This is a genomic window from Novosphingobium sp. PP1Y (genome assembly GCF_000253255.1).
Taxonomy (GTDB): domain Bacteria; phylum Pseudomonadota; class Alphaproteobacteria; order Sphingomonadales; family Sphingomonadaceae; genus Novosphingobium.
The window spans coordinates 155001-175221 of the sequence record NC_015580.1 but is presented as its reverse complement, the minus strand read 5'-3'; the positions used below and the strand labels follow the sequence as shown (position 1 = coordinate 175221).

The 20221-nt window shown below is 58.9% G+C and carries 11 protein-coding genes, 2 tRNA genes, 2 rRNA genes and 1 pseudogene; 9 read left to right on the top strand and 7 right to left on the bottom strand.

The window, feature by feature from the left end; translation table 11 throughout:
* Positions 1–335: 335 nt before the first annotated feature.
* The 6 genes from PP1Y_RS06935 to PP1Y_RS06910 are packed head-to-tail and all read left to right on the top strand — an operon-like array spanning position 336 to position 10047.
* The gene (locus PP1Y_RS06935) at positions 336–1676 is read left to right on the top strand and encodes an MFS transporter (RefSeq protein ID WP_013831595.1); all 1341 of its coding nucleotides are present in this window, start codon (positions 336–338) and stop codon (positions 1674–1676) included.
* A gap of 50 nt (positions 1677–1726) precedes the next feature.
* Positions 1727–3502: an arylsulfatase gene (locus PP1Y_RS06930; protein ID WP_148274909.1), complete on the top strand. Its 1776-nt coding sequence runs from the start codon at positions 1727–1729 to the stop codon at positions 3500–3502.
* Between the two features lie 2 nt (positions 3503–3504).
* Entirely contained in the window at positions 3505–4944 is a 1440-nt protein-coding gene (locus PP1Y_RS06925) for a sulfatase-like hydrolase/transferase (RefSeq protein ID WP_051009989.1), read from the top strand.
* On the top strand, positions 4944–6419 hold the full coding sequence (locus PP1Y_RS06920) for a sulfatase (protein ID WP_232512569.1): 1476 nt from the start codon (positions 4944–4946) through the stop codon (positions 6417–6419). Before PP1Y_RS06925 ends, PP1Y_RS06920 begins: the two co-directional genes overlap by 1 nt.
* A 14-nt stretch (positions 6420–6433) precedes the next feature.
* The gene (locus PP1Y_RS06915) at positions 6434–8143 is read left to right on the top strand and encodes a sulfatase (RefSeq protein ID WP_013831591.1); all 1710 of its coding nucleotides are present in this window, start codon (positions 6434–6436) and stop codon (positions 8141–8143) included.
* Positions 8143–10047, top strand: coding sequence for a sulfatase-like hydrolase/transferase (locus tag PP1Y_RS06910; RefSeq protein WP_013831590.1), 1905 nt, complete (start codon positions 8143–8145; stop codon positions 10045–10047). The genes PP1Y_RS06915 and PP1Y_RS06910 overlap by 1 nt, the downstream gene beginning before the upstream one ends.
* Before the next feature lie 924 nt (positions 10048–10971).
* Here PP1Y_RS06910 and PP1Y_RS26610 read toward each other — a convergent pair.
* The 3 genes and pseudogenes from PP1Y_RS26610 to PP1Y_RS06905 form a co-directional block, all read right to left on the bottom strand.
* On the bottom strand, positions 10972–11172 hold the full coding sequence (locus PP1Y_RS26610) for a transposase domain-containing protein (protein ID WP_158511838.1): 201 nt from the start codon (positions 11170–11172) through the stop codon (positions 10972–10974).
* Positions 11126–11416: pseudogene (locus PP1Y_RS25285) on the bottom strand (IS66 family transposase zinc-finger binding domain-containing protein); the annotation flags it as partial. The gene PP1Y_RS26610 and the pseudogene PP1Y_RS25285, both read right to left, overlap by 47 nt.
* 284 nt (positions 11417–11700) lie before the next feature.
* Positions 11701–11775: transfer RNA gene (locus tag PP1Y_RS06905), tRNA-OTHER, on the bottom strand.
* Positions 11776–11854: 79 nt separating this feature from the next.
* On the opposite strand from PP1Y_RS06905, the gene PP1Y_RS06900 reads away from it, so the two are divergent.
* From PP1Y_RS06900 to PP1Y_RS06895, 3 genes are all read left to right on the top strand, one after another.
* Positions 11855–13051 carry a site-specific integrase gene (locus tag PP1Y_RS06900; RefSeq protein WP_013831587.1) on the top strand — a complete coding sequence of 399 codons (1197 nt, stop codon included), beginning with the start codon at positions 11855–11857 and terminating at the stop codon, positions 13049–13051.
* A 449-nt stretch (positions 13052–13500) separates the two neighbouring features.
* Positions 13501–13617 (top strand): hypothetical protein, encoded by a 117-nt coding sequence (locus tag PP1Y_RS26605; RefSeq protein WP_369799492.1) that lies wholly within the window; start codon positions 13501–13503, stop codon positions 13615–13617.
* Positions 13618–13761: 144 nt separating this feature from the next.
* Positions 13762–14913, top strand: coding sequence for a hypothetical protein (locus PP1Y_RS06895; protein WP_013831586.1), 1152 nt, complete (start codon positions 13762–13764; stop codon positions 14911–14913).
* Positions 14914–14928: 15 nt separating this feature from the next.
* Here PP1Y_RS06895 and PP1Y_RS06890 read toward each other — a convergent pair whose 3' ends face one another.
* From PP1Y_RS06890 to PP1Y_RS06875, 4 genes are all read right to left on the bottom strand, one after another.
* Positions 14929–16686, bottom strand: a complete 1758-nt coding sequence (locus PP1Y_RS06890) for an AIPR family protein (RefSeq protein ID WP_013831585.1) — start codon at positions 16684–16686, stop codon at positions 14929–14931.
* Between the two features lie 164 nt (positions 16687–16850).
* Positions 16851–16927, bottom strand: a tRNA-Met gene (locus PP1Y_RS06885).
* Between the two features lie 216 nt (positions 16928–17143).
* A 5S ribosomal RNA gene (gene rrf / locus PP1Y_RS06880) occupies positions 17144–17258 on the bottom strand.
* 121 nt (positions 17259–17379) lie between these two features.
* Positions 17380–20173 (bottom strand): 23S ribosomal RNA (locus tag PP1Y_RS06875).
* Positions 20174–20221: the final 48 nt, after the last annotated feature.

Sequence of the window (20221 nt, the reverse complement as noted above, 5' to 3'; positions counted from 1 at the left end):
CCCGTGAACGGCGCGAATCGCGTCTTGGCGTCGCCGAGGCGGCCGCGCATGTCGACCAAACTGTTCAACTTCATGCATCCATCTTGTTAACATCTTGAGAAGTCGACGCTTTTACGCCACCCCTTGAATCGGCCGGATTCCAACCGCTGTTTATATTTACCGCTAAAATCAGAAACGGAGGACGTCGTCAAACCTTTTCGGCGGCGCGAAGCCATATTCCGCCGACGGCTGAGAATACGTATCATTGCAAAGCGACAAACAATGCCTTGACCTGCCGCTCACTTTTGGCACAAGGGCTTTTAGCGCTACAATATGCGAACCCTATGGGAGGACGAATGCCGGAAGTTGAAAAGGATCGCAGCTGGCCCTCGCCGCGGCGAGCCTGGTTTGCCGCAGGCATGCTTGCGGCTGCCAACACGCTGGCGTTCGTCGACCGGCAGGCTCTTGCTCTGCTGGTTGAGCCGATCAAGCAGGATCTGCAGGTCAGCGACACGGCCATGAGCCTGCTTTATGGCCTCAGCTTCACGATGTTCTACGTCCTGGTCGGACTGCCTGTCGCGCGACTGGCGGACAAGGCGAATCGCCGCAACATCGTGGCTGCAGCCGTCCTCATCTGGAGCGTCGCGACCGCTCTATGCGGCGTCGCCCGTTCCTTCGTCACGCTTTTCATCGCCCGAATCGGTGTGGGCGCCGGAGAAGGCGGCCTCAGCCCGGCCGCCTATTCCCTTCTGGCCGATTACTTCCCCAAAGAGCGCCTGCCCGCCGCCATGGCCGTCTACCAGATGGGCATCTATATCGGCGGCGCAATGGCGTTGCTGCTGGGTGGTCTGCTGGCCTCGGTCGTGCCGCCGAGCAGCGTCTTGGTCCTGCCCCTGCTCGGCGCGGTAAAGGGCTGGCACCTGATCTTCCTGGCGTTGGGCGCACCAGGAATCGTCCTGGCCCTGTGCATGTTCCTGGTGCGCGAGCCCGTGCGCATGAGTGCCCCCGGTACGGGCGCCGCGGACGAGAACACCAACACCAGCCCCTCCCTCTCAGAACTGATGGCGCACATGCGCCGTCACTGGCAGGCGTATTTCGGCATCAGCGCAGGTTTTGCCCTCATGATCCTCGTGGGCAACGCAACGGGTGCCTGGATCCCCGCCTTTCTGGAGCGCAAGTTCGGCCTGACAACCGCCCAGATCGGCGCGCAGTATGGCCTGATCACCGCGCTGTGCGGCGTAGGTGGCACTCTTGCGGGCGGCTTCATCGCCGCCGCCTTGCGCCGCCGGGGCTATGAACGCGCCAACTTGTTCACGGCGATGTTCGGCTTCACGGCTCTGATTCCTGTCACCATCAGCTTCCCGCAGGCTTCCACGGCCACGCTGTCGCTGGCCCTGATCGGGGTGATGAACTTCCTGGCGGGCTTCAACTTCGGCGGTGGCCTTGCGGCCTTGCAGGAAATCACGCCCAACCGCATGCGCGCTTCGGTTTCGGCGGGCTACATGCTGATGGTCAACCTGATCGGCGCCGCGGGCGGTCCTCTCGCGATCGCCGCCGTTACCGACTTCTGGTACAACGATCCGGCCCAGCTTCCCAACGCCATCACGATCGTCTGCGCCATCGCGTCGCCTCTATCGGTTCTCGCCTTGCTGCTGGGGCTGCGCGGATACACCGGTATCCTGAAAAGCACCGGCTGAGCCGAAAGGCCATCACGATTGCAATTACAAGAAGCACAAGGGACAGGTCGATGAAAGCACAGCAAGGGTCGCGACTGAAAGGGATGCTCCGACTGGCCACCGGCCTGTCTGCATGCCTGGCAATCGGCGCGATTGCCGTGCCTTCGACTGCCCGGGATGCTCCGCCTTTGCGCGCACGCGCCAGCGCGCCCAACATCGTCCTTATCGTGCTGGACGACGTGGGCTTTTCTGACCTCGGCGCTTTCGGCTCGGAGATCCGCACGCCCAACATCGATGCGCTGGCGCGCGCGGGACTGCGGTACAATCATTTCGATTCCAAGGCGGTGTGCACGGCCACGCGCGCGGCATTGCTGACAGGGCGCAACCCGCAAACGGTCAGGCTGCCGGACCTTCCCGCCCGCGTCGTCGATCCGGCGGACATGACGCGCGACCGGGGAGAACTGGCGCCTAACGCCAGCACCATCGCGCAAGTCCTGCACGATGCCGGCTACGGCACGCACGTCTACGGCAAGTGGCATCTGGCTCCCGAAAGCGAGGACGGATCGCCCGGCCACAACGCCTCCTGGCCCTTGCAGCGCGGCTTCGACGACTTCTATGGCTTCATATCGGGCTGGACGGACCAGTATCATCCCGATCTGGTCGAAGATAACCATGCGTTGGCGAAGCCGGATCGGCCGGGCTACCACTTGTCCGTCGATATCACCGATCACGCGATCAAGGCTCTTGCGGGCGGAGCAACCAAGCCGCAGTTCGTCTATCTGGCCTATGGTGCCGGACATGCCCCGATCCAGGTGCCCAAGCGCTACATCGATGCCTATGCCGGAATCTATGAAAAGGGCTGGGACGCATTGCGGCCTGCCCGCCTCGCCCGGCAGAAGCGTTCCGGCATCATGCCCGCGAATGCACAGCTCACCGAGCGGGCGACCGGAGATCGCGCCTGGGCCGACCTGACGCCTACCGAAAAGACCGTCTTCGCCCGCTTCATGGCGACCTATGCGGGGTTCATCACGCATACCGACGAACAGATCGGTCGTCTCGTCCAGCACCTCAAGGACACAGGCCAGTTCGACAATACGCTGATCGTCCTGGTGTCCGACAACGGTGCGGCTTCGGAGGCTGGCCAGAAGGGCTCGTTCGAGCGGATGTACCGCCCCAACACGCTGACGCCCGAGCAGATGCTTGCGCGCCTCGACGAACTTGGAACCGACAAGACGCAAAGCGAGTACCAGCGCCCCTGGGCATTCCTGGGCGACACGCCGTTCAAGCGCTACAAGATCTGGCCGCAGCTGGGCGGAGTGCGCACGCCGATGATCGTGAGCTGGCCAAAGCGCGTGAAGGCCAGCGGCAAGGTTCGCACGCAGTATGTCGACGCGATCGACATTGCCCCCACGCTGGCGGCGGCGGCAGGTGCCAGCTTCCCCGAGGAGGTCGATGGCAAGTCCGAGATCCCGGTTGCCGGCGCGTCGTTCCTGCCCAGCGTGACGAACCCGGCTGCGCCGTCCGCGCGCACCGTGCAATACTTCGAACTGCGCGGTAACCGCGCGATCACGCAGGGCAAGTGGCGCGCCCTTGCCATCCACCCGCGCGACGCCGATTTCGCCAAAGACGTGTGGCAGCTCTACGATACCGCGGCCGATCCTTCGGAAAATCACGATCTGGCCGCGGAAATGCCCGCCAAACTGGAAGAATTGAAGGCTCTGTGGTGGCAGGAAGCGCGCAAGTATTCCGATCCGCCGCTGGCAGAAGCCCCCAAGCTCTATCGATACCGCGAACTATACGACGGCAGCGGCGACCGCACGGTCCACGCTCCGGCGCAGGAGAAGTAATCTTGCAACGTTTCACCAAGTTTTGCGCCGCCATCGCGGCCACCAGCGTTCTGGCCGGCCTTCCCCAAGGCGCATTGGCAGCGCGGCCGAAGGCCGAGGCCGCGCAGGCGCCCCGCCCCGTGAACGCCGGCGTTCCTGCGCGCACGTCCGGGCCCCCGAACGTCATCCTGATCCTCGCGGACGACCTGGGCGTGGAAGGCATCAATGCCTACGGCGGAGAATATTACACGCCCAACGTGGATCGCCTGGCAGCACAGGGCACGCTGTTCCAGAACGCCCATGCCACGCCGTTGTGCTCGCCATCGCGCACCCGGCTCATGACGGGTCAGGAAAACTGGCGCAACTACGAAGCGTTCGGGTATCTCGCACCCGGCCAGCGCACCTTCGGCAACGTCATGAAGGATGCCGGCTACGTCACCGGCATGTTCGGCAAGTGGCAGCTTATGGGCAACGGTTTCGACGGTCGCGTCGGCATCACGCCCGAAGCTGCGGGCTTTGACGAAAGCTACCTGTGGCAGCTTCAGGCCCTGACCGCCAAGGGATCGCGCTACTGGGGGCCGACCCGCGCGTACAATGGCAACCCCAAGATCAACGAGGAAGGCTTCGGACCCGATCTCGACAGCGACATGGCGCTCGATTTCATCTCGCGTCACAAGGACAAGCCCTTCTTCCTCTATTATTCGATGGTGCTGGTCCACAATCCCTTCGTCCAGACGCCCGATTCCATGACGGCCAAGGGCAACAAGGATCGTTTCAGCGGCATGGTCACCTACATGGACCGCAAGGTGGGCGACCTGATGCAGCGGCTGAAGGACGAAGGGCTCGACAAGAACACCGTCGTGATTTTCACCGGCGACAACGGCACGAACCGCCAGATCACTTCGACGCGTGACGGATATGCGATCCAGGGCGGAAAGGGCCGGCCCACCATCAACGGCACCCATGTCCCCTTCATTGCCTGGGGCCCCGGCGTCGGGCAGCACAAGGTGTCTGACGCTCTGGTGGACTTTGCCGACATGCTGCCCACCTTTGCCGATATCGCCGGCAAGCCGCAGCTTGCGGGCAAGGTCGACGGGGTCAGCCAGTGGCCGGTGATGGAAGGCAAGGCATCGTCGGTCCGTCAGAACATCTTCATGCACTATGCCCCCCAGTGGGTGCACAAGCCTGTCCGCTTTGCCTTCGATGCCACCTGGAAGCTCTACGGCGATGGCCGCTTCGTTTCCATGAACCCTGTTTCCGGCGTGGAAACGGAAGTGCCCTCAGCGCAGCGCAAGGGTGAAGCCGCCAGGCATTATGCAGCCCTTCGCAAGGTGCTGGACGAAACCAAGGACGGGCCACTCAACCCGGAACGCTTCCCGTGGTGCGAGGGATACCCTTCCGTCGATCCGGCCCAACCCTCGACCGTGGCCGGATGCGGCCGCACTCCATCGGGAGACGAATGATGACATTTCGCAACGCAATCGCCGCCAGCCTGCTCGCGGGCGCCTGCGCGATCGGCATGACCGGCGTTGTGCCGGTGCAAGCGGCTGCGCGCCGCGTGCCCGCAAGCGTCCCCGCCAAAGTCGATCTCACGCGGCCCAATGTGGTCGTGGTGCTGGTCGACGATCTCGATTGGGCGGATGTCTCCACATATGGCCGGACCGACGTGCCCACTCCCAACATCGATCGCATCGCGAAAACCGGCGTCGCCTTCTCGAGCGGCTATGTCGCCGCGTCGGTCTGTGCGGTCAGCCGCGCCGGCCTGATGACCGGGCGCATGCCGCAGCGGTTCGGGTTCACCTACAACATCAACGACAAGGGCGATGTCGGCGCCGGTTTGCCGGTGGGCCAGAAGACCATCGCCGATCGCCTGCAGCCGCTGGGCTATCGCACCGCCGCTTTCGGCAAATGGCACCTCGGCGCCGACCGGCAGTTCTATCCCACCAACCGCGGCTTTGACGAATTCTTCGGATTCCTTGCCGGCGAAACCAACTACGTCGACCCCAAGACGCCGGGTATCGTCACCACGCCGACCAAGGTCGACAAGTACGAGATCGGCCCGGGCGAAGGCAATCACGCCATGGTCGAAGGCCCCGATGCACGCCCGGCGGACGACTTCTCGAAGTACCTGACGAACCAGATCACCGATCGTGCAGTCGATTTCATCAATCGCTCGGCCGATGCCAAGCAGCCCTTCTTCTCCTACGTCGCCTACAACGCGCCGCACTGGCCGCTGCAGGTGCCCCAGGCCTATTACGATCGCTTCGCGAACGTGAAGGACCCGGTCCGACGCACATACATCGCCATGATCGCGGCGATGGACGATGGCGTTGGCCAGATCCTCGACACGCTGGAAGAGCGCGGCTTGCGCGAGAACACGATCGTCGTCTTCCTGTCCGACAACGGCTGCCCCGAACGCTTCGGCTTCTGCAATACCAACCATCCCTGGGGTTCAGGCAAGTTCACCTATCTGGAAGGCGGGACGCGCGTGCCGTTCATGATGTCCTGGCCCGCTGCTCTCAAGCCGCATGCCACCGTCGATGCACCGGTTTCGTCGCTGGATATTGCGGCCACGGTGATGAAGGCGGTCAACCCCAGGAAACCGCTTCCGGCAGAACTGGAAGGCCGGGATCTCTTGACGACGGTGCGCAAGCCTGATGCCGACCGCCTCCTCGTGTGGGGTCAGGAACCTGTCTATGCGGCGCGCCAGGGTTCGAAGAAGCTGTGGGTGTCGCGCGATTGGCAGCAGTCGCACCTGTACGACCTGGAGAGCGATCCGGCCGAATCGCAGGATCTGACGGCCAAGGACACCGCCAACGCCAAGCGCCTGTCGGGCGAAATCGACCGGTTCCGCACCAGCCTGCCCGATCCGCTGTGGGAGCTGCACCTCACTCGCAAGGTAAAGATCAACGGTCGCGAGACCGAGATGGTTTATTGAGAAGGCTGTCATCGATGAAGAACAAGCTCGCTATTACCGCACGTGCGCTTCTGGGCGCCGCCTGCTTCGCAGCCGTTGCGCTGCCAGCCCTGCCCGCCGCCGCCAAGACTCCCGAAGCCGCCCCCGCTCCAGCGGCGCAGCACCCGCGCAACATTATCTTCGTGCTGGTGGACGACTTGCGTTATGATGGCATGGGCTTCCTCCAGCCCGGCTTGCTCAAGACGCCCAACATCGATCGCATGGCGAAGGAAGGCACGTACTTTCCCAATGCCGTCGTCACGTCGTCGCTGTGCAGCCCCAGCCGCGCCACGATCCTGACCGGGCAAACCGCCCGCAACCATGGCGTGGTCGACAACAACGACAGTTCCGAAGAAGGCCTGACGTTTTTTCCCAAGTACCTGCAGCAGGTAGGCTACGACACGGCTTTCTTCGGCAAGTGGCACATGGGCGCCAGCACCGATGCGCCGCGTCCCGGCTTCGACAAGTGGGTCAGCTTCATGGGCCAGGGCAATTACTGGCCTGCAAAGCAAGCGGGCCCGCATTCCTCGCCCAATCTCAACGTGGATGGCAAGGAAGTCCCGCAAAAGGGCTACATCACCGATGAGCTCACCGATTATGCGATGAACTGGCTGACGAAGGAGCGTGATCCGAAAAAGCCCTTCTTCCTCTATCTCAGCCACAAGGGCGTCCATTCGGACCCGCTGCCGCCGCCGCGCTATGCCCACCAGTACGACGACGCGAAGTTCACCCTGCCCGCCAGCGCGGCCGACACGCCGGAAAACAACGCCGGCAAGCCGGTGTGGGTGCAGAACCAGCGCAACACCTGGCACGGCATCGATTTCTTCTACAACGCCGACGTGCCGATGACTGAGTACCTCAAGTACTATTACGGCACGCTATCCGCGATCGATGACAGCCTGGGCCGCATCATGACGTACCTGCGCAAGAACCACCTGGAAAAGGATACGCTGGTCGTCTTTACGTCGGACAACGGCTTCATGACCGGCGAGCATGGCCTGATCGACAAGCGCAACGCTTACGAAGCCTCCATCCGCGTGCCGCTCGTCGTCTGGGAACCGGGCACGGTGCCCGCCAACGCAGTCAACACCGGCCGCATCCGCAATCTCGATTTCGCGCCAACCTTCCTCGATGTCGCAGGCGCCCAGCGTCCGCCGCAGTTCGAGGGCAGCAGCGCGTGGCCCTTGTGGAAAGGCAAGATCGAGGCGGCCGACTGGAAGCCGGGCGATTTCACGTACGAATACTATTGGGAATACAACTTCCCGATGACCCCCGGCACCTTCGCTATCGAGCGCGACCGGATAAAGTACATCCAGTATTACGGCGTCTATGACATCGACGAGCTCTACGACCTGAGGAACGATCCAGAGGAGATGCACAATCTTGCCGAAGATCCCAGATGGGCGGCGAAGAAGCAGGAACTGCGCATCGCGCTTTACGAGCAGCTCGCCAACAGCGAAGGGAAGCACTCGATCCCCTACAGCGCGCGCCTTTCCACCGGCGCGGTGCGGCGCAGCGTGAATGGCCCGCACGCGGCTGATTTCCCCAAGGAATGGTACATCAAGCCGAATCCGACGGACCGGCTCGATCCGATCCTCCCCGACACGCCCTACAAGCTGCAACAGCATGCCGCCGGCAAGCCGGTAATCTACACGCCTCCGCTTGCCCAAGAGCTGAAGCGCCAGGTCGACGGAGACGCGAAGTGATGGGACACGATCTGACACGCCGCAATCTCCTCGGAAGTGCCGCGGGCGCTGCCGCACTGGCGGCAGCGGGGCCAGTGCGCGCCGCAGCCACCGGACAGGCACGGCCCAACATTCTCTGGCTCGTGAGCGAGGACAACAACCCCTTCATCGGCGCCTACGGCGACAAGCTGGCGCACACTCCCACGATCGATGAGCTGGCCAGGAAGGGGCTCCTGTTCCGCAACACCTATTCCAACGCGCCGGTCTGTGCACCCTCGCGCTTCGGCATCCTCACCGGCGTCTATCCGGAAAGCTGCGCGCCAGCCAACCACATGCGCGCCCAGGCGCAGCTGCCGCAGGAACTGCGCACGTATCCCGAACTGATGCGCGAAGCCGGCTACTTTTGCACCAACAGCGCCAAAACCGACTACAACTGCGATGTCGACCCGGAGAAGATCTGGGACGGTCAGGGCGACGAAGCGCACTGGCGTTCGCGCGAGGACAAGAGCCAGCCGTTCATGGCCGTCTTCAACTACCAGACGACGCATGAATCGCGCATTTTCAAGCCGACGACGGGCCGGGTCACGCCAGAAATGGTGTCGATCCCGCCATTCCTGCCCGATACGCCGGGCACGCGGCAGGACTTCGCCAGCTATTACAACCTGATGGAAAAGATGGACGGACAACTGGCCGAACGTCTTGCCGAACTGGAGGCCGATGGCCTGGCGGACGACACGATCGTCTTCTACTATTCGGATAACGGCGGCGTGCTGGGCCGATCCAAGCGCTATTGCTACGATGAGGGCCTGCGCTGTGCCATGGTCGTCTATGCCCCGCCCAAGTGGCAGCACCTGCTGCCCGGACGCCCCGGATCCGAGATCACCTCGCCCGTCAGCTTCATCGACCTGGCCCCCACCGTGCTGGCGCTGGCAGGGGCCAGGCAGCCCGCCTATATGCGCGGCAAACCGTTCCTGAGCGCCAGGGCGCAGCCGCAACGCTATGCCTTTGGCATGCGCAACCGCATGGACGAGCGGATCGACTTCCAGCGCACCGTCACCGATGGTCGCTGGCGCTATATCCGCAACTACATGCCGCATCGTCCCTGGGGCCAGCAGCAGGCGTTCGAATGGCTGGCCAAGGGCTATCAGGAATGGGAGCAGGCGCACATCGACGGCACGCTGAACCCGGTTCAGGACCGTTTTTTCCAGCCCAAGCCATTCGAAGAGCTCTATGATCTTGCGGCCGATCCCCATGAGATCAACGACCTTGCCGCCTCACCCGAGCATCGCGCCACGCTGGCGGAACTGAGCGGGGCGCTCGATGCGCAGATGTTGGCGATCAACGACAACGGCTTCCTGCCCGAGACGATGCCCGGCGAAGGCTGGAGCGAAAGCCGCGACACCGCGCTCTATCCGCTCAAGGAAGTGATGGCGCTTGCCGCCACGGCCGCTCGCGGCAAAGCCAGCGGCCTGGGCGCCCTGCGCCGCGCGGCTCGGCACAGCGCCCCCGTCATGCGTTATTGGGCGGCGACGGGCCTTCTCATCCTCGGGGAAAAAGCCGCATCGGCCAAAGCCGACCTGCAGCGTCTCCTAGCCGACAATGAACCGCAGGTGCGCATAGTCGCGGCAGAAGCGCTGACCAAACTCGGCCATGCCGACGAGGGAGTGGAAGTGCTGGTCGCTCTCGCGGCCTCGGGCCCATGGCAAGTGCGCCTCTATGCCCTGAACGCCCTTACCTATATCGGACGCGCAGCGATGCCCGCGCTCGAAATAGCCAGGGCTACGCAAAATGACAGCAGCGAATATATCAAGAGTGCCGGAAAGTACTTAAAGCTGCGGCTGACCGACGCCTATACCCCGCAAACCACCATCTTCGATTACGAAGGCCTGATGCGGAAAATTCGCGCCGGAAACGGCCCCGGTTGAAGGCCGCTTTTCAAATGCGCGTTGGCGATTAAGGATGCGTGCAACGCCGGTACTTCGACATAAAGGCAAGGACTCCGTCGATATGGCGTATCGGTGGATGGTCCCTTTCCCATAGGCCCTGACCGCTTCTACCCAGAGGGGGCCCGGCTCGAAAAGTGCAGGTTGCCCCCTTCCGGATCGACGAAAATAGCCGCTGGATTCCCGACGCCTGCGATTCGTGGAGCGAGGCCGTTTCATCGGCCACTCTCCGCGCGCTGACGGCACGGAGATATCCACGGGCAGCCCAGAAGCGAAGACCTCTCCGGATCGGCGACAGGCTACGATTGGGCGGGCGGGCTGTAGCGCACGAGGCAAAGATCAGCGCGGTGCCGACCACCTGGTGGCTTTGCCAATCTGCCCTGCCGGTCGGCCTTTCGACCGTGTCAACGATCTCGAGGCCTATCGAACCTTCGGGCGCACCCAGTCCAACGAGTATGCTGGCAATCTTCCCCCCTCCGGCGCACCATGTCTTAGCGCTCTGTCAGGATTTCGCCATCTGATCTGGCCCCTGTTTTGACCGGACACCCTCAGGCCTAAGATGGAGGCTTGGGGCTATGTCCTGAGCATATGCGGATGTCTGTGTATGAGATTATCAGCAATGGCGGTCGTCGGCGCCATTGGTCGGGGCTGCGGATTGCCTGTGAGGCCGAGTCGGCGCCGCAGTTTCATCGCGAGAATTTCGAGAGTACCAAGCACGATCTCGTTACATTCCGACGAGAGTTCCGCCAGCGCCGATGCTCGCCCGTCATTGCGAACGCCGCTGCATTCAACGGCCCGTCTCTGACAATGCCCTCGAACAGCAACCTGTCCCAGACTGCGGATTGCCCCAGTCGATAGGCGCATAGCCTCGCCAGAAGTGCTCCCAATGAGACGTAAGCGGTGTTTTCAGCCCACGGCTGTCCAGGGCATGAGTTCGCTGACGGCATTGGCGGGATGACCCGCGGCCAATTTCGTGAGCGTATCACTCAGCCAGACGTGCCGGTTGATTCCAGAGATCTTGGAACTGCGCCTGACGGTCCAGCGGCAGGTGATCGGCCTACTTGGCCGCCAGAACCTGCGCGACCAGCGCTTCGGTGTTGATGCCACCTTCGACGATCCGTGCCGGTGCCGGGGCCTGCACGACCGCACTCTCGCACGAGCGGCAACCGTAGCGCGGACGGCGCGTGACAAGAACACGGAAGGTGGTGGGCATGAAATCGAGCCGTTCAGCCACGTCTTCGCCGATCTGATGGTGGGCGCCGCCACAACTGCGGCAAGCCTTGCTCTCGACGTCGACGACCTGTTCAATCCGCTCCAGGTGAGCTGGCAGCGATCCCCGGTTGGTCTTGCGCGATCGCCCGCCGCCGACAGCGTCACATACCGCTCGTCCAGATCGAAAAAGCCACGCTGTAGAGACACTTTCCGCCTCTATCGCTCAACGCCATGGAATCACAATCACCGCCTCCTCGCCAACGGTAAATCAGGGTGTGCGATTGGCTCGAGGAACACGATCCGCGCTCTGATCGAGGCAGTGGTGGTCCATGGCGGTGACAGCCGCGGTGGCAAGCATGGCCGCGGGCTGCAAACGACAAAGCCCCCGGCGGCTGGGCGCTGGGGGCTTAAGTCGTACACCATTGGTTGCGGGGGTAGGATTTGAACCTACGACCTTCAGGTTATGAGCCTGAGAACAGGCCTATTCCGAACCCCTTGAATTAATTGCCATATCCGGCATAAATTACTGAATTGCAGCGCTTTTCAACGGACAATCGTGCGCGCTCGGAGACAGCCAATGCCAACCATATCGCAATCAAACGCGGACACAGAACGGACACAAGCGCGTCGAGACAAGCTTTCAGACCAATTGGTGCGGGATGCTGAGCCGCCCGCCTCTGGCAATCGGATCATCTATGACGCAAAACTACCGGGCTTCGGATTGCGCGTCACGGCCAAGGGCGTTCGCTCTTTTGTGCTCAACTATCGCGTCAAGGGGCGGGAACGCCGAATCACTATCGGGCAATATCCCACTTGGAAGCTTCTCGCCGCCCGCAAGCAAGCCGAGCACTTAAAGCGGCAAATCGATCTTGGCATCGATCCTCTGGATGAGCGGATCTCAGACCGCAAAGCGCCCACTGTCCGCGACCTGTTCGAACGCTACGCCATAGAGCACTTGCCAACGAAGGCCCCGCGATCTGCTGCAGACGATCGCTCAATGTGGATCAAGGACATTCTGCCTGCCCTCGGCGCACGAAAAGTCTCTGACCTGACCTCTGCTGATTGCGACGAGCTACATCGAGCTATCAGCACCAAACGTCCAACCCGCGCGAACCGGGTAATCGAGGTTCTGCGCAAGGCCCTCAATCTTGCGATCCGGTGGGAGTGGCTCGAACGCAATCCGGCGTCCGGGGCACGCAGAAATCCTGAACCGAAGCGGACGCGATATCTTGGGCGTGACGAGGTCGGAAAATTGGTTCGCGCCTTGGAAGAGCATCCCGAGAAGGCGTCTGCCGATGCTCTGCTTTTCATGCTGCTTACCGGCTGCCGTAGGGGCGAAGCATTGAACGCGAAATGGAGCCAGTTCGATTTGCAGCATCGCATCTGGATCAAGCCTAGCGCCGAGACCAAACAACGCCGGGAACATCGCGTTCCATTCTCGACCACTGTTGCGGAAATTCTCGAACGGCGGCGCGCCGTGGCTGTAGGGACGTTCGTGTTTCCCGGAAGTCACGGCGCGCCGCTCGTTGAAGTCCGCAAGACATGGCGCAAAGCTTGCACGGTTGCCGGTTTGGATCAGGTCCGCATCCACGATCTACGCCACACATTCGCCAGCCTGCTGGCATCGTCAGGCCAATCCCTGCTCGTCGTCGGTGAATTGCTCGGGCATTCCAGCCCCCAAACGACCAAACGTTATGCCAACCTCTATGACGATTCGCTCCGGCTGGCCGCCGAAAGCGTCCCTCTATCAGTTGGGATTGGTCTGGAACGATGACAAACGACGCCTCTGGATGCCATCCCCTGCCAAGCCAAAAAAGAGCTTGCATGCTTTTGAACGCTATGCCTTCTTAAAGCGGCAGGGCTGGCCCCAAGACATTCAGCTATCGAGTATCAACGCCATCTGATCAGTAACCGACGCGACAAACGCACATTGATTGAAGGCAGCACGCAGCGAAATGCCACTGAGGCAAACGTGACCTGGCCTAGATAGACAAGAAGCGCGTCAGACAGAAGATACCGGCGAACACTTCAAAGCACCACAAACGACCGCCAACCGGCCCTGCTCCCTTCTACTCGGCGCAAGCGACGGTGTGCATCCAACACAGCCGCAGGCGCCTCAGTTTCTGGAGACATGCGGTGCGTTCATCTGCCTTACCTAGCGAATACCTTACCCCAGACGAAGCAGCTCCCGTCCTTCGTCGTAGCCCACGAACGCTTGCAAGAATGCGCCATGAAGGGCGCGGGCCGAAATACCATCGTGAGGGCGGACTAGTTCTCTATTTGAAGGCCGATCTGCTGGACTGGCTGATCCGTTTCACGATCACGCCCCCAAGGTACTGACAGGATGCAAAACGCAGCGCGAACCGCAGCGAGAGCGAGGAACGCACTGCGTGCAGCGTCATGCTCCACATTTCAGGACAACGTTATTTGGAAGGGGGGTCTTTGTAGCACCCCCCTCCAGAAATACATTCGCGGACAAAAACCATGACGGAATTGCTTTATCGCGGGTTCGATGGACTGGACGTCAGCTTTCAGGGCCAGATCAGCACCAAGTTCGCCGAAGCTCTGGACAACGCAAAAACCCAAGCCGGTAAGTCGCACCAAAGAGAGCCGCTCGAATGGAATGGCATTCTGCTCGCCGTGTTCGAGACCGGCGCCAAAGGCGGATATGCGTTCAGCGCCACTACTGGCGAGTTCGGCGCAACGTGGTTCTTTAAGCGCCCCAGCATTCATGACCCTTGGGGCGTTCGGGTATCATGCAGTTCATTCCTATTGGCGACGAAGGGCCTCGGCGGCGCTAGAGCCTATATCTACGCCGTAATGGGGGCCTTGGACATTGCCTTGCAGCCCAATGCAGAGAGCATTGGCAGGGTGGACTACGCGCTTGATTACCTGCTCCCGGGTTTCACGCTGACGCCTGAGCATTTCGTCATGCACTCCAACGCTCGCCGTGCCGATCATCACGAAATCCATGAGATCGGCGTCAATGGCCGCTCTGGGCGCGTTACATCGGTCACGGTGGGCAAGATGCCGGGGCGGCAGTTAATCGTCTACGACAAGCGCGCAGAGATCGTTGCGAAGCGCAAAACGGCGTGGTGGGACATTTGGGATGCCACACGCTCAAAAGAGGGGCGCCCTACCCTCGTCCGTGACTGCCCCGCTGATAGCCCGGTCTGGCGGGTGGAAATCCGCGCAGGTAAGCAGCACCTCAAGACACGATGGAGAATTTCGTCCTGGCGCGATCTGGACAATCGGTTCGGCGATACCGTCACTGGCAGCCTGAACGCTATCCGCTATGCCACCCCGACCGATGACAGCAATCGTTCCCGGTGGCCGGAAGCCTCATTATGGCAAGCCGTGCGGCAGGAAATCAGCGACGACCTCTTCGAGATGCGGAATTTTGCCGATCCAGATTTAACGAAATCCGTCCAGCGCGACGAGCACGATAAAATGTTAAAGCAACAAATGGCAGGCTTGCTGACGACGCGCGCAGCACTTCACGGACTAGATACTGATAAATTGAGAGAATTTGCAGAATTTTGTGGCAAAGAGATGGCGCTAGAGATTGATAAAGCGCCACCCCATTTCGCGAAAAAGCTAGCAAAAGCAGTTAGTAGATTCCGCACCATCTATTAACTTCTCAATTATAACTTATATCAATGTTGCCATTTTTTCCCTAAACATCGAAGAGAACGTTTCGGAGCGGATTGTATCTCGAATGCGCTCCTGTGTCGAAACTCCAGCACCTTCTAGTCTGGCTTCCACCACCTCAACAATCGTCGCGATGGTAGCCTTCAGATCGTCCTCCGATTTAGCAATCGCGACGATTTTCTGGGCGATAGCTGCAATTTTTGCGCGCTTTTGTTGGAAAACGTCGCACCCCTCCGTCGTGATTAGCCCAATTCCGGCAAGAATGTAATACCTGAATGTTTTATAGCTATTCTCGATCTTCTGGTTACGCCACAAGAACTCCAATCGGTAGTACAAGTAAGCTATGGCGTGATATATTCTAACATCATGCGCATCTTGGAAAATTTTGCTTTCATACTCCGCCAATATACCGCGATAATCACGCGCAGCCCTCTGCGGCTGGAATAGCAATCCAGCGGCAACCGCTTTCATAAGAACTGAAGGTTGCATAACGCGTGTACGCTCGACATCTTGATACCGATACTGATTGTCGCGCCGCTCGAAGAAAATTATTTCCTCCGCGTCTAGATTTCTGCAGTACTCTTCCAAGCTTTTCATGAACGGGCGCAATGCCCAAAACTGTTCGTCGCGAACAGGGTTCTGGCGATTTGTCCCTACGATAATGGAAGAGACAAAGTCATCATCCTTCGATCCAATAAGTCGAAGCGGAACCTGAATAGAATCCAGGAGCCCTTCACCAAACTCAGAATCTTCGCCTGAATGAACCATATCAAATATCACGTTGCTAGTTTGGCAACCATTTACGATCTGATAGTCCTCCAATTTGAACTTATCACCCGTCCTATCTATATTCTTCGAAACTACCGTAATTCCGTTGTTGCGGAATACGAATTCGGAACCACCGCCAGACTTAACCGATTCTTTGATCGCAACGTTCACTCGTGACGTTGGATCATAGTCACGGATGTTATCGTAAAACACGGAACGATTGATTCCAACGACAGCGCCGTCAGCATCTAATTGAGTGAATAATTTCACCAGGTCGCGCGCACCGATATATCCGACGTAGGCTTCTTCCACGTGTGCATTCGACGGCATAACCACATTCCGAGGAAAATCGATCTCCACTTCAACAGCGCTGGTTGCCGCTCTATACCAAGCCTGTAGATCACGAGCCCCAACGAATTGAACAGTTATCGTTTCGTTGTCGAAGATATTTGTTTCCTCAAGATCAGACTTAAATTTCGATTTAAGTTTTTCAGTGCGAGTGGGCTGCTCGTAAGTTCCAGTTGCAATATAATAGCAGCTTATCTTTGGATTTCGCTTACCCGTTCCAGCTTCATAGATCGCATCCTTAGCGGCGATACAATCGTCGATGTCAGGACTTTCGCCGACGAGATTTCCGTCAAAAAAGCCGGTAACAGCGTCGAAAAATTTGGAGATATCGCCGTAATCATAGGAAGTTCCAGTTTTCGACTGGAAGAAAATAAACTCGACAACGGGGTTTTTTATCGCTGCCAGCTTTTCCTCTGCCTCGGCGCGATTACGGACAATCTCACCTTGAATTATGATTGCAATGCCATCGACACCGAATTCACTGCCAGCCAAATGCACCTCGTATGGGTCAATGCCTTCACCCAGCAGGCCATTCAAAACTGCGAATATGCTATAGATTTCGAACTGAGTATCTTGGCCAGTGCCGCCGAGAGCGTGGTTTTTAGCAAACTCGCGAAGTTGAGCACCGATCACAGGATTCATTAGAGCAACACCCTCATCAAATTAGAGGCTTGCTCATAACATAGAGATTGTCGCCAGCCACCTTCGGGACCAGCGTTTCATTTTTTTAATCGGGAAAAGCGGACCTGGCGCGGACACGGTGTTCCGTGGAGCTTGGCTCTTAGCGACTAAGTCATTGTTATCATTGGTTGCGGGGGTAGGATTTGAACCTACGACCTTCAGGTTATGAGCCTGACGAGCTACCGGGCTGCTCCACCCCGCGTCAATGATGTTGCCTCAATTACCGGCACCGGCATCCGCCGGTTTGGCTATCCTTGCATAAGCTCGGACGGCCGTTCGGCCTTGCGAAGCCCTTGGCTTCGGTTCGGCGTAATTTCCACGTGTCTCAGGTTAGAGACACAAAGAGGGCCTTGGGAGTTATCCCTTGGCCCTCGTTGTTCTTGAGATTGTGATGGGTTTTTTGCACGCCGGCTTCAATGCCTGGCGACGTCCTACTCTTCCAACGCTTGAGCGCAAGTACCATCGGCGCTGTCAGGTTTCACGGCCGAGTTCGAGATGGGATCGGGTGGGTCACTGACGCTATGGTCACCAAGCAATGGAGCTGGCGTGCTTTTTAATCGATGAATGTATCCGTGCATTATCTGGCTGGATGATCGTCCGGTCATCACTGACGCTGCTGCACGGTGTGCAGAGCTGTCATTGATGGTGGGATTCATCAAGCATGATCAGAGTTATTAGGACCGGTTAGCTCCACGCGTTACCACGCTTCCACACCCGGCCTATCAACGTGATGGTCTATCACGACTCGAAGATACCTAATCTTGAGGGAGGCTTCCCGCTTAGATGCTTTCAGCGGTTATCCCGTCCATGCATAGCTACCCTGCTGCGCGGCTGGCGCCACGACAGGTACACCAGAGGCATGTTCAACCCGGTCCTCTCGTACTAGGGTCAACTCCTCTCAAGTATCGACGCCCACGGCAGATAGGGACCAAACTGTCTCGCGACGTTCTGAACCCAGCTCACGTACCACTTTAATTGGCGAACAGCCAAACCCTTGGGACCTGCTCCAGCCCCAGGATGTGATGAGCCGACATCGAGGTGCCAAACGATTCCGTCGATATGAGCTCTTGGGAATCATCAGCCTGTTATCCCCGGCGTACCTTTTATCCGTTGAGCGATGGCCCTTCCACGAGGGACCACCGGATCACTATGACCGACTTTCGTCTCTGCTCGATTCGTCAATCTCGCAGTCAGGCAGGCTTATGCCATTGCACTCTTGCAGCCGGTTTCCAACCGGCCTGAGCCTACCATCGCGCGCCTCCGTTACTCTTTAGGAGGCGACCGCCCCAGTCAAACTACCCGCCACAGAGGGTCCCTGTACCGGCTAACGGTACGAGGTTAGACATTAAAAAATCACAGGGTGGTATTTCACCTATGGCTCCACACCAGCTGGCGCCGGTGCTTCAAAGCCTCCCACCTATGCTACACAATAATTTTCCAATGCCACTCTGAAGCTGCAGTAAAGGTGCACGGGGTCTTTCCGTCTAACCGCGGGTACTCCGCATCTTCACGGAGAATTCAATTTCGCTGAGCATATCCTGGAGACAGTGGGGAAGTCGTTACGCCATTCGTGCAGGTCGGAACTTACCCGACAAGGAATTTCGCTACCTTAGGACCGTTATAGTTACGGCCGCCGTTTACCGGGGCTTCAATTCGGAGCTTGCACTCCTCCTCTTAACCTTCCGGCACCGGGCAGGCGTCAGACCCTATACGTCGTCTTGAAGCCGACTTAGCAGAGTCCTGTGTTTTTGCTAAACAGTCGCTACCCCCTGGCCTGTGCCCCCCACATCTGCTTGCGCAAACATGGGGCCTCCTTCTTCCGAAGGTACGGAGGCAATTTGCCGAGTTCCTTCAGGATACTTCTCTCAAGCGCCTTGGTATACTCTACCTGACCACCTGTGTCGGTTTCGGGTACGGTCTATACGGAGAGGCTATTTCCTGGAACCGCTTCGAAGCACAACCAATCCGATAAGGTTGTACAACACACGCGATCCGTCACACATCTCCAGGCCCACGAATATTAACGTGGTTCCCATCGACTACCCCCTTCGGGCTCGTCTTAGGGGCCGGCTCACCCTGCTCAGATTAGCTTTAAGCAGGAACCCTTGGTCTTTCGGCGAGAGGGCATCTCACCCTCTTTATCGCTACTCATGTCAGCATTCGCACTTCCGATACGTCCACGGTCGGTTACCCTCCCGCTTCACTCGCCTACGGAACGCTCCGCTACCGCGTGATCCGAAGATCACACCCTAAGCTTCGGTGCATCACTTGAGCCCCGTTACATTTTCGCCGCAGAACCTCTTATTTAGACCAGTGAGCTGTTACGCTTTCTTTAAAGGATGGCTGCTTCTAAGCCAACCTCCTGGTTGTTTTGGAAGTTCCACATGCTTTCCCACTTAGTGATGACTTGGGGACCTTAGCTGTAGGTTAGGGCTGTTTCCCTTTTGACGACGGACCTTAGCACCCGCCGTCTGTCTGCCGAACTAGACTCGTTGGTATTCGGAGTTTGGTTAGAATTGGTAGATCTCGCGACCCCCGCATCCATCCAGTGCTCTACCCCCAACGGCAATCATTCGACGCTCTACCTCAATAGATTTCGCGGAGAACCAGCTATTTCCCGGCTTGATTGGCCTTTCACCCCTAAACACAACTCATCCGAGAATTTTTCAACATTCACCGGTTCGGTCCTCCAGTGCGTGTTACCGCACCTTCAACCTGGTCATGCCTAGATCGCCGGGTTTCGGGTCTAATACACCATACTCAATTCGCCCTGTTCAGACTCGCTTTCGCTGCGCCTACACCTAACGGCTTAAGCTCGCATGGTACATTAAGTCACTGACCCATTATGCAAGAGGTACGCTGTCACCCCCTAAAGAGGCTCCAACTGCTTGTAAGCATTCGGTTTCAGGTACTGTTTCACTCCCCTCATCGGGGTGCTTTTCACCTTTCCCTCACGGTACTGTGTTCGCTATCGGTCATGTACGAGTATTTAGGCTTGGAGGGTGGTCCCCCCATGTTCAGACAGGATTTCACGTGTCCCGCCCTACTCGAGTCTTCTTGTCTCGCTTTCGCATACGGGACTGTCACCCGCTATGGTCACTCTTTCCAAAGTGTTCTGCTAGTTGAACAAGAAGCACTGGCCTGGTCCGCGTTCGCTCGCCACTACTAACGGAATCTCGGTTGATGTCTTTTCCTCCGGGTACTTAGATGTTTCAGTTCCCCGGGTTCGCTTCACCAAGGCTATATATTCGCCAAGGTGATACCTTATCCACCTCACTCAACCCGTGATCGCTCACGAACCGAGAGAAATGGTGAAGGTGGGTTTCCCCATTCGGAAATCGCCGGATCAAAGTTTGCTCACAACTCCCCGACGCTTATCGCAGCGTGCCACGTCCTTCATCGCCTGTACATGCCAAGGCATCCACCAAATGCTCTTACCTCACGCTTGAGAATCCACACCATCAACGACAGCCCTGCATAAAGACCGCGCTGTTTA

Bases quoted from the DNA above. Each gene is read 5' to 3' on its own strand.
- PP1Y_RS06935 (WP_013831595.1), top strand. From the start codon at position 336: ATGCCGGAAGTTGAAAAGGATCGCAGCTGGCCCTCGCCGCGGCGAGCC.
- PP1Y_RS06895 (WP_013831586.1), top strand. From the start codon at position 13,762: ATGACGGAATTGCTTTATCGCGGGTTCGATGGACTGGACGTCAGCTTT.
- PP1Y_RS06915 (WP_013831591.1), top strand. From the start codon at position 6,434: ATGAAGAACAAGCTCGCTATTACCGCACGTGCGCTTCTGGGCGCCGCC.
- PP1Y_RS06930 (WP_148274909.1), top strand. From the start codon at position 1,727: ATGAAAGCACAGCAAGGGTCGCGACTGAAAGGGATGCTCCGACTGGCC.
- PP1Y_RS26605 (WP_369799492.1), top strand. From the start codon at position 13,501: ATGCGCCATGAAGGGCGCGGGCCGAAATACCATCGTGAGGGCGGACTA.
- PP1Y_RS06910 (WP_013831590.1), top strand. From the start codon at position 8,143: ATGGGACACGATCTGACACGCCGCAATCTCCTCGGAAGTGCCGCGGGC.
- PP1Y_RS06900 (WP_013831587.1), top strand. From the start codon at position 11,855: ATGCCAACCATATCGCAATCAAACGCGGACACAGAACGGACACAAGCG.
- PP1Y_RS06890 (WP_013831585.1), bottom strand. From the start codon at position 16,686: ATGAATCCTGTGATCGGTGCTCAACTTCGCGAGTTTGCTAAAAACCAC.
- PP1Y_RS06920 (WP_232512569.1), top strand. From the start codon at position 4,944: ATGACATTTCGCAACGCAATCGCCGCCAGCCTGCTCGCGGGCGCCTGC.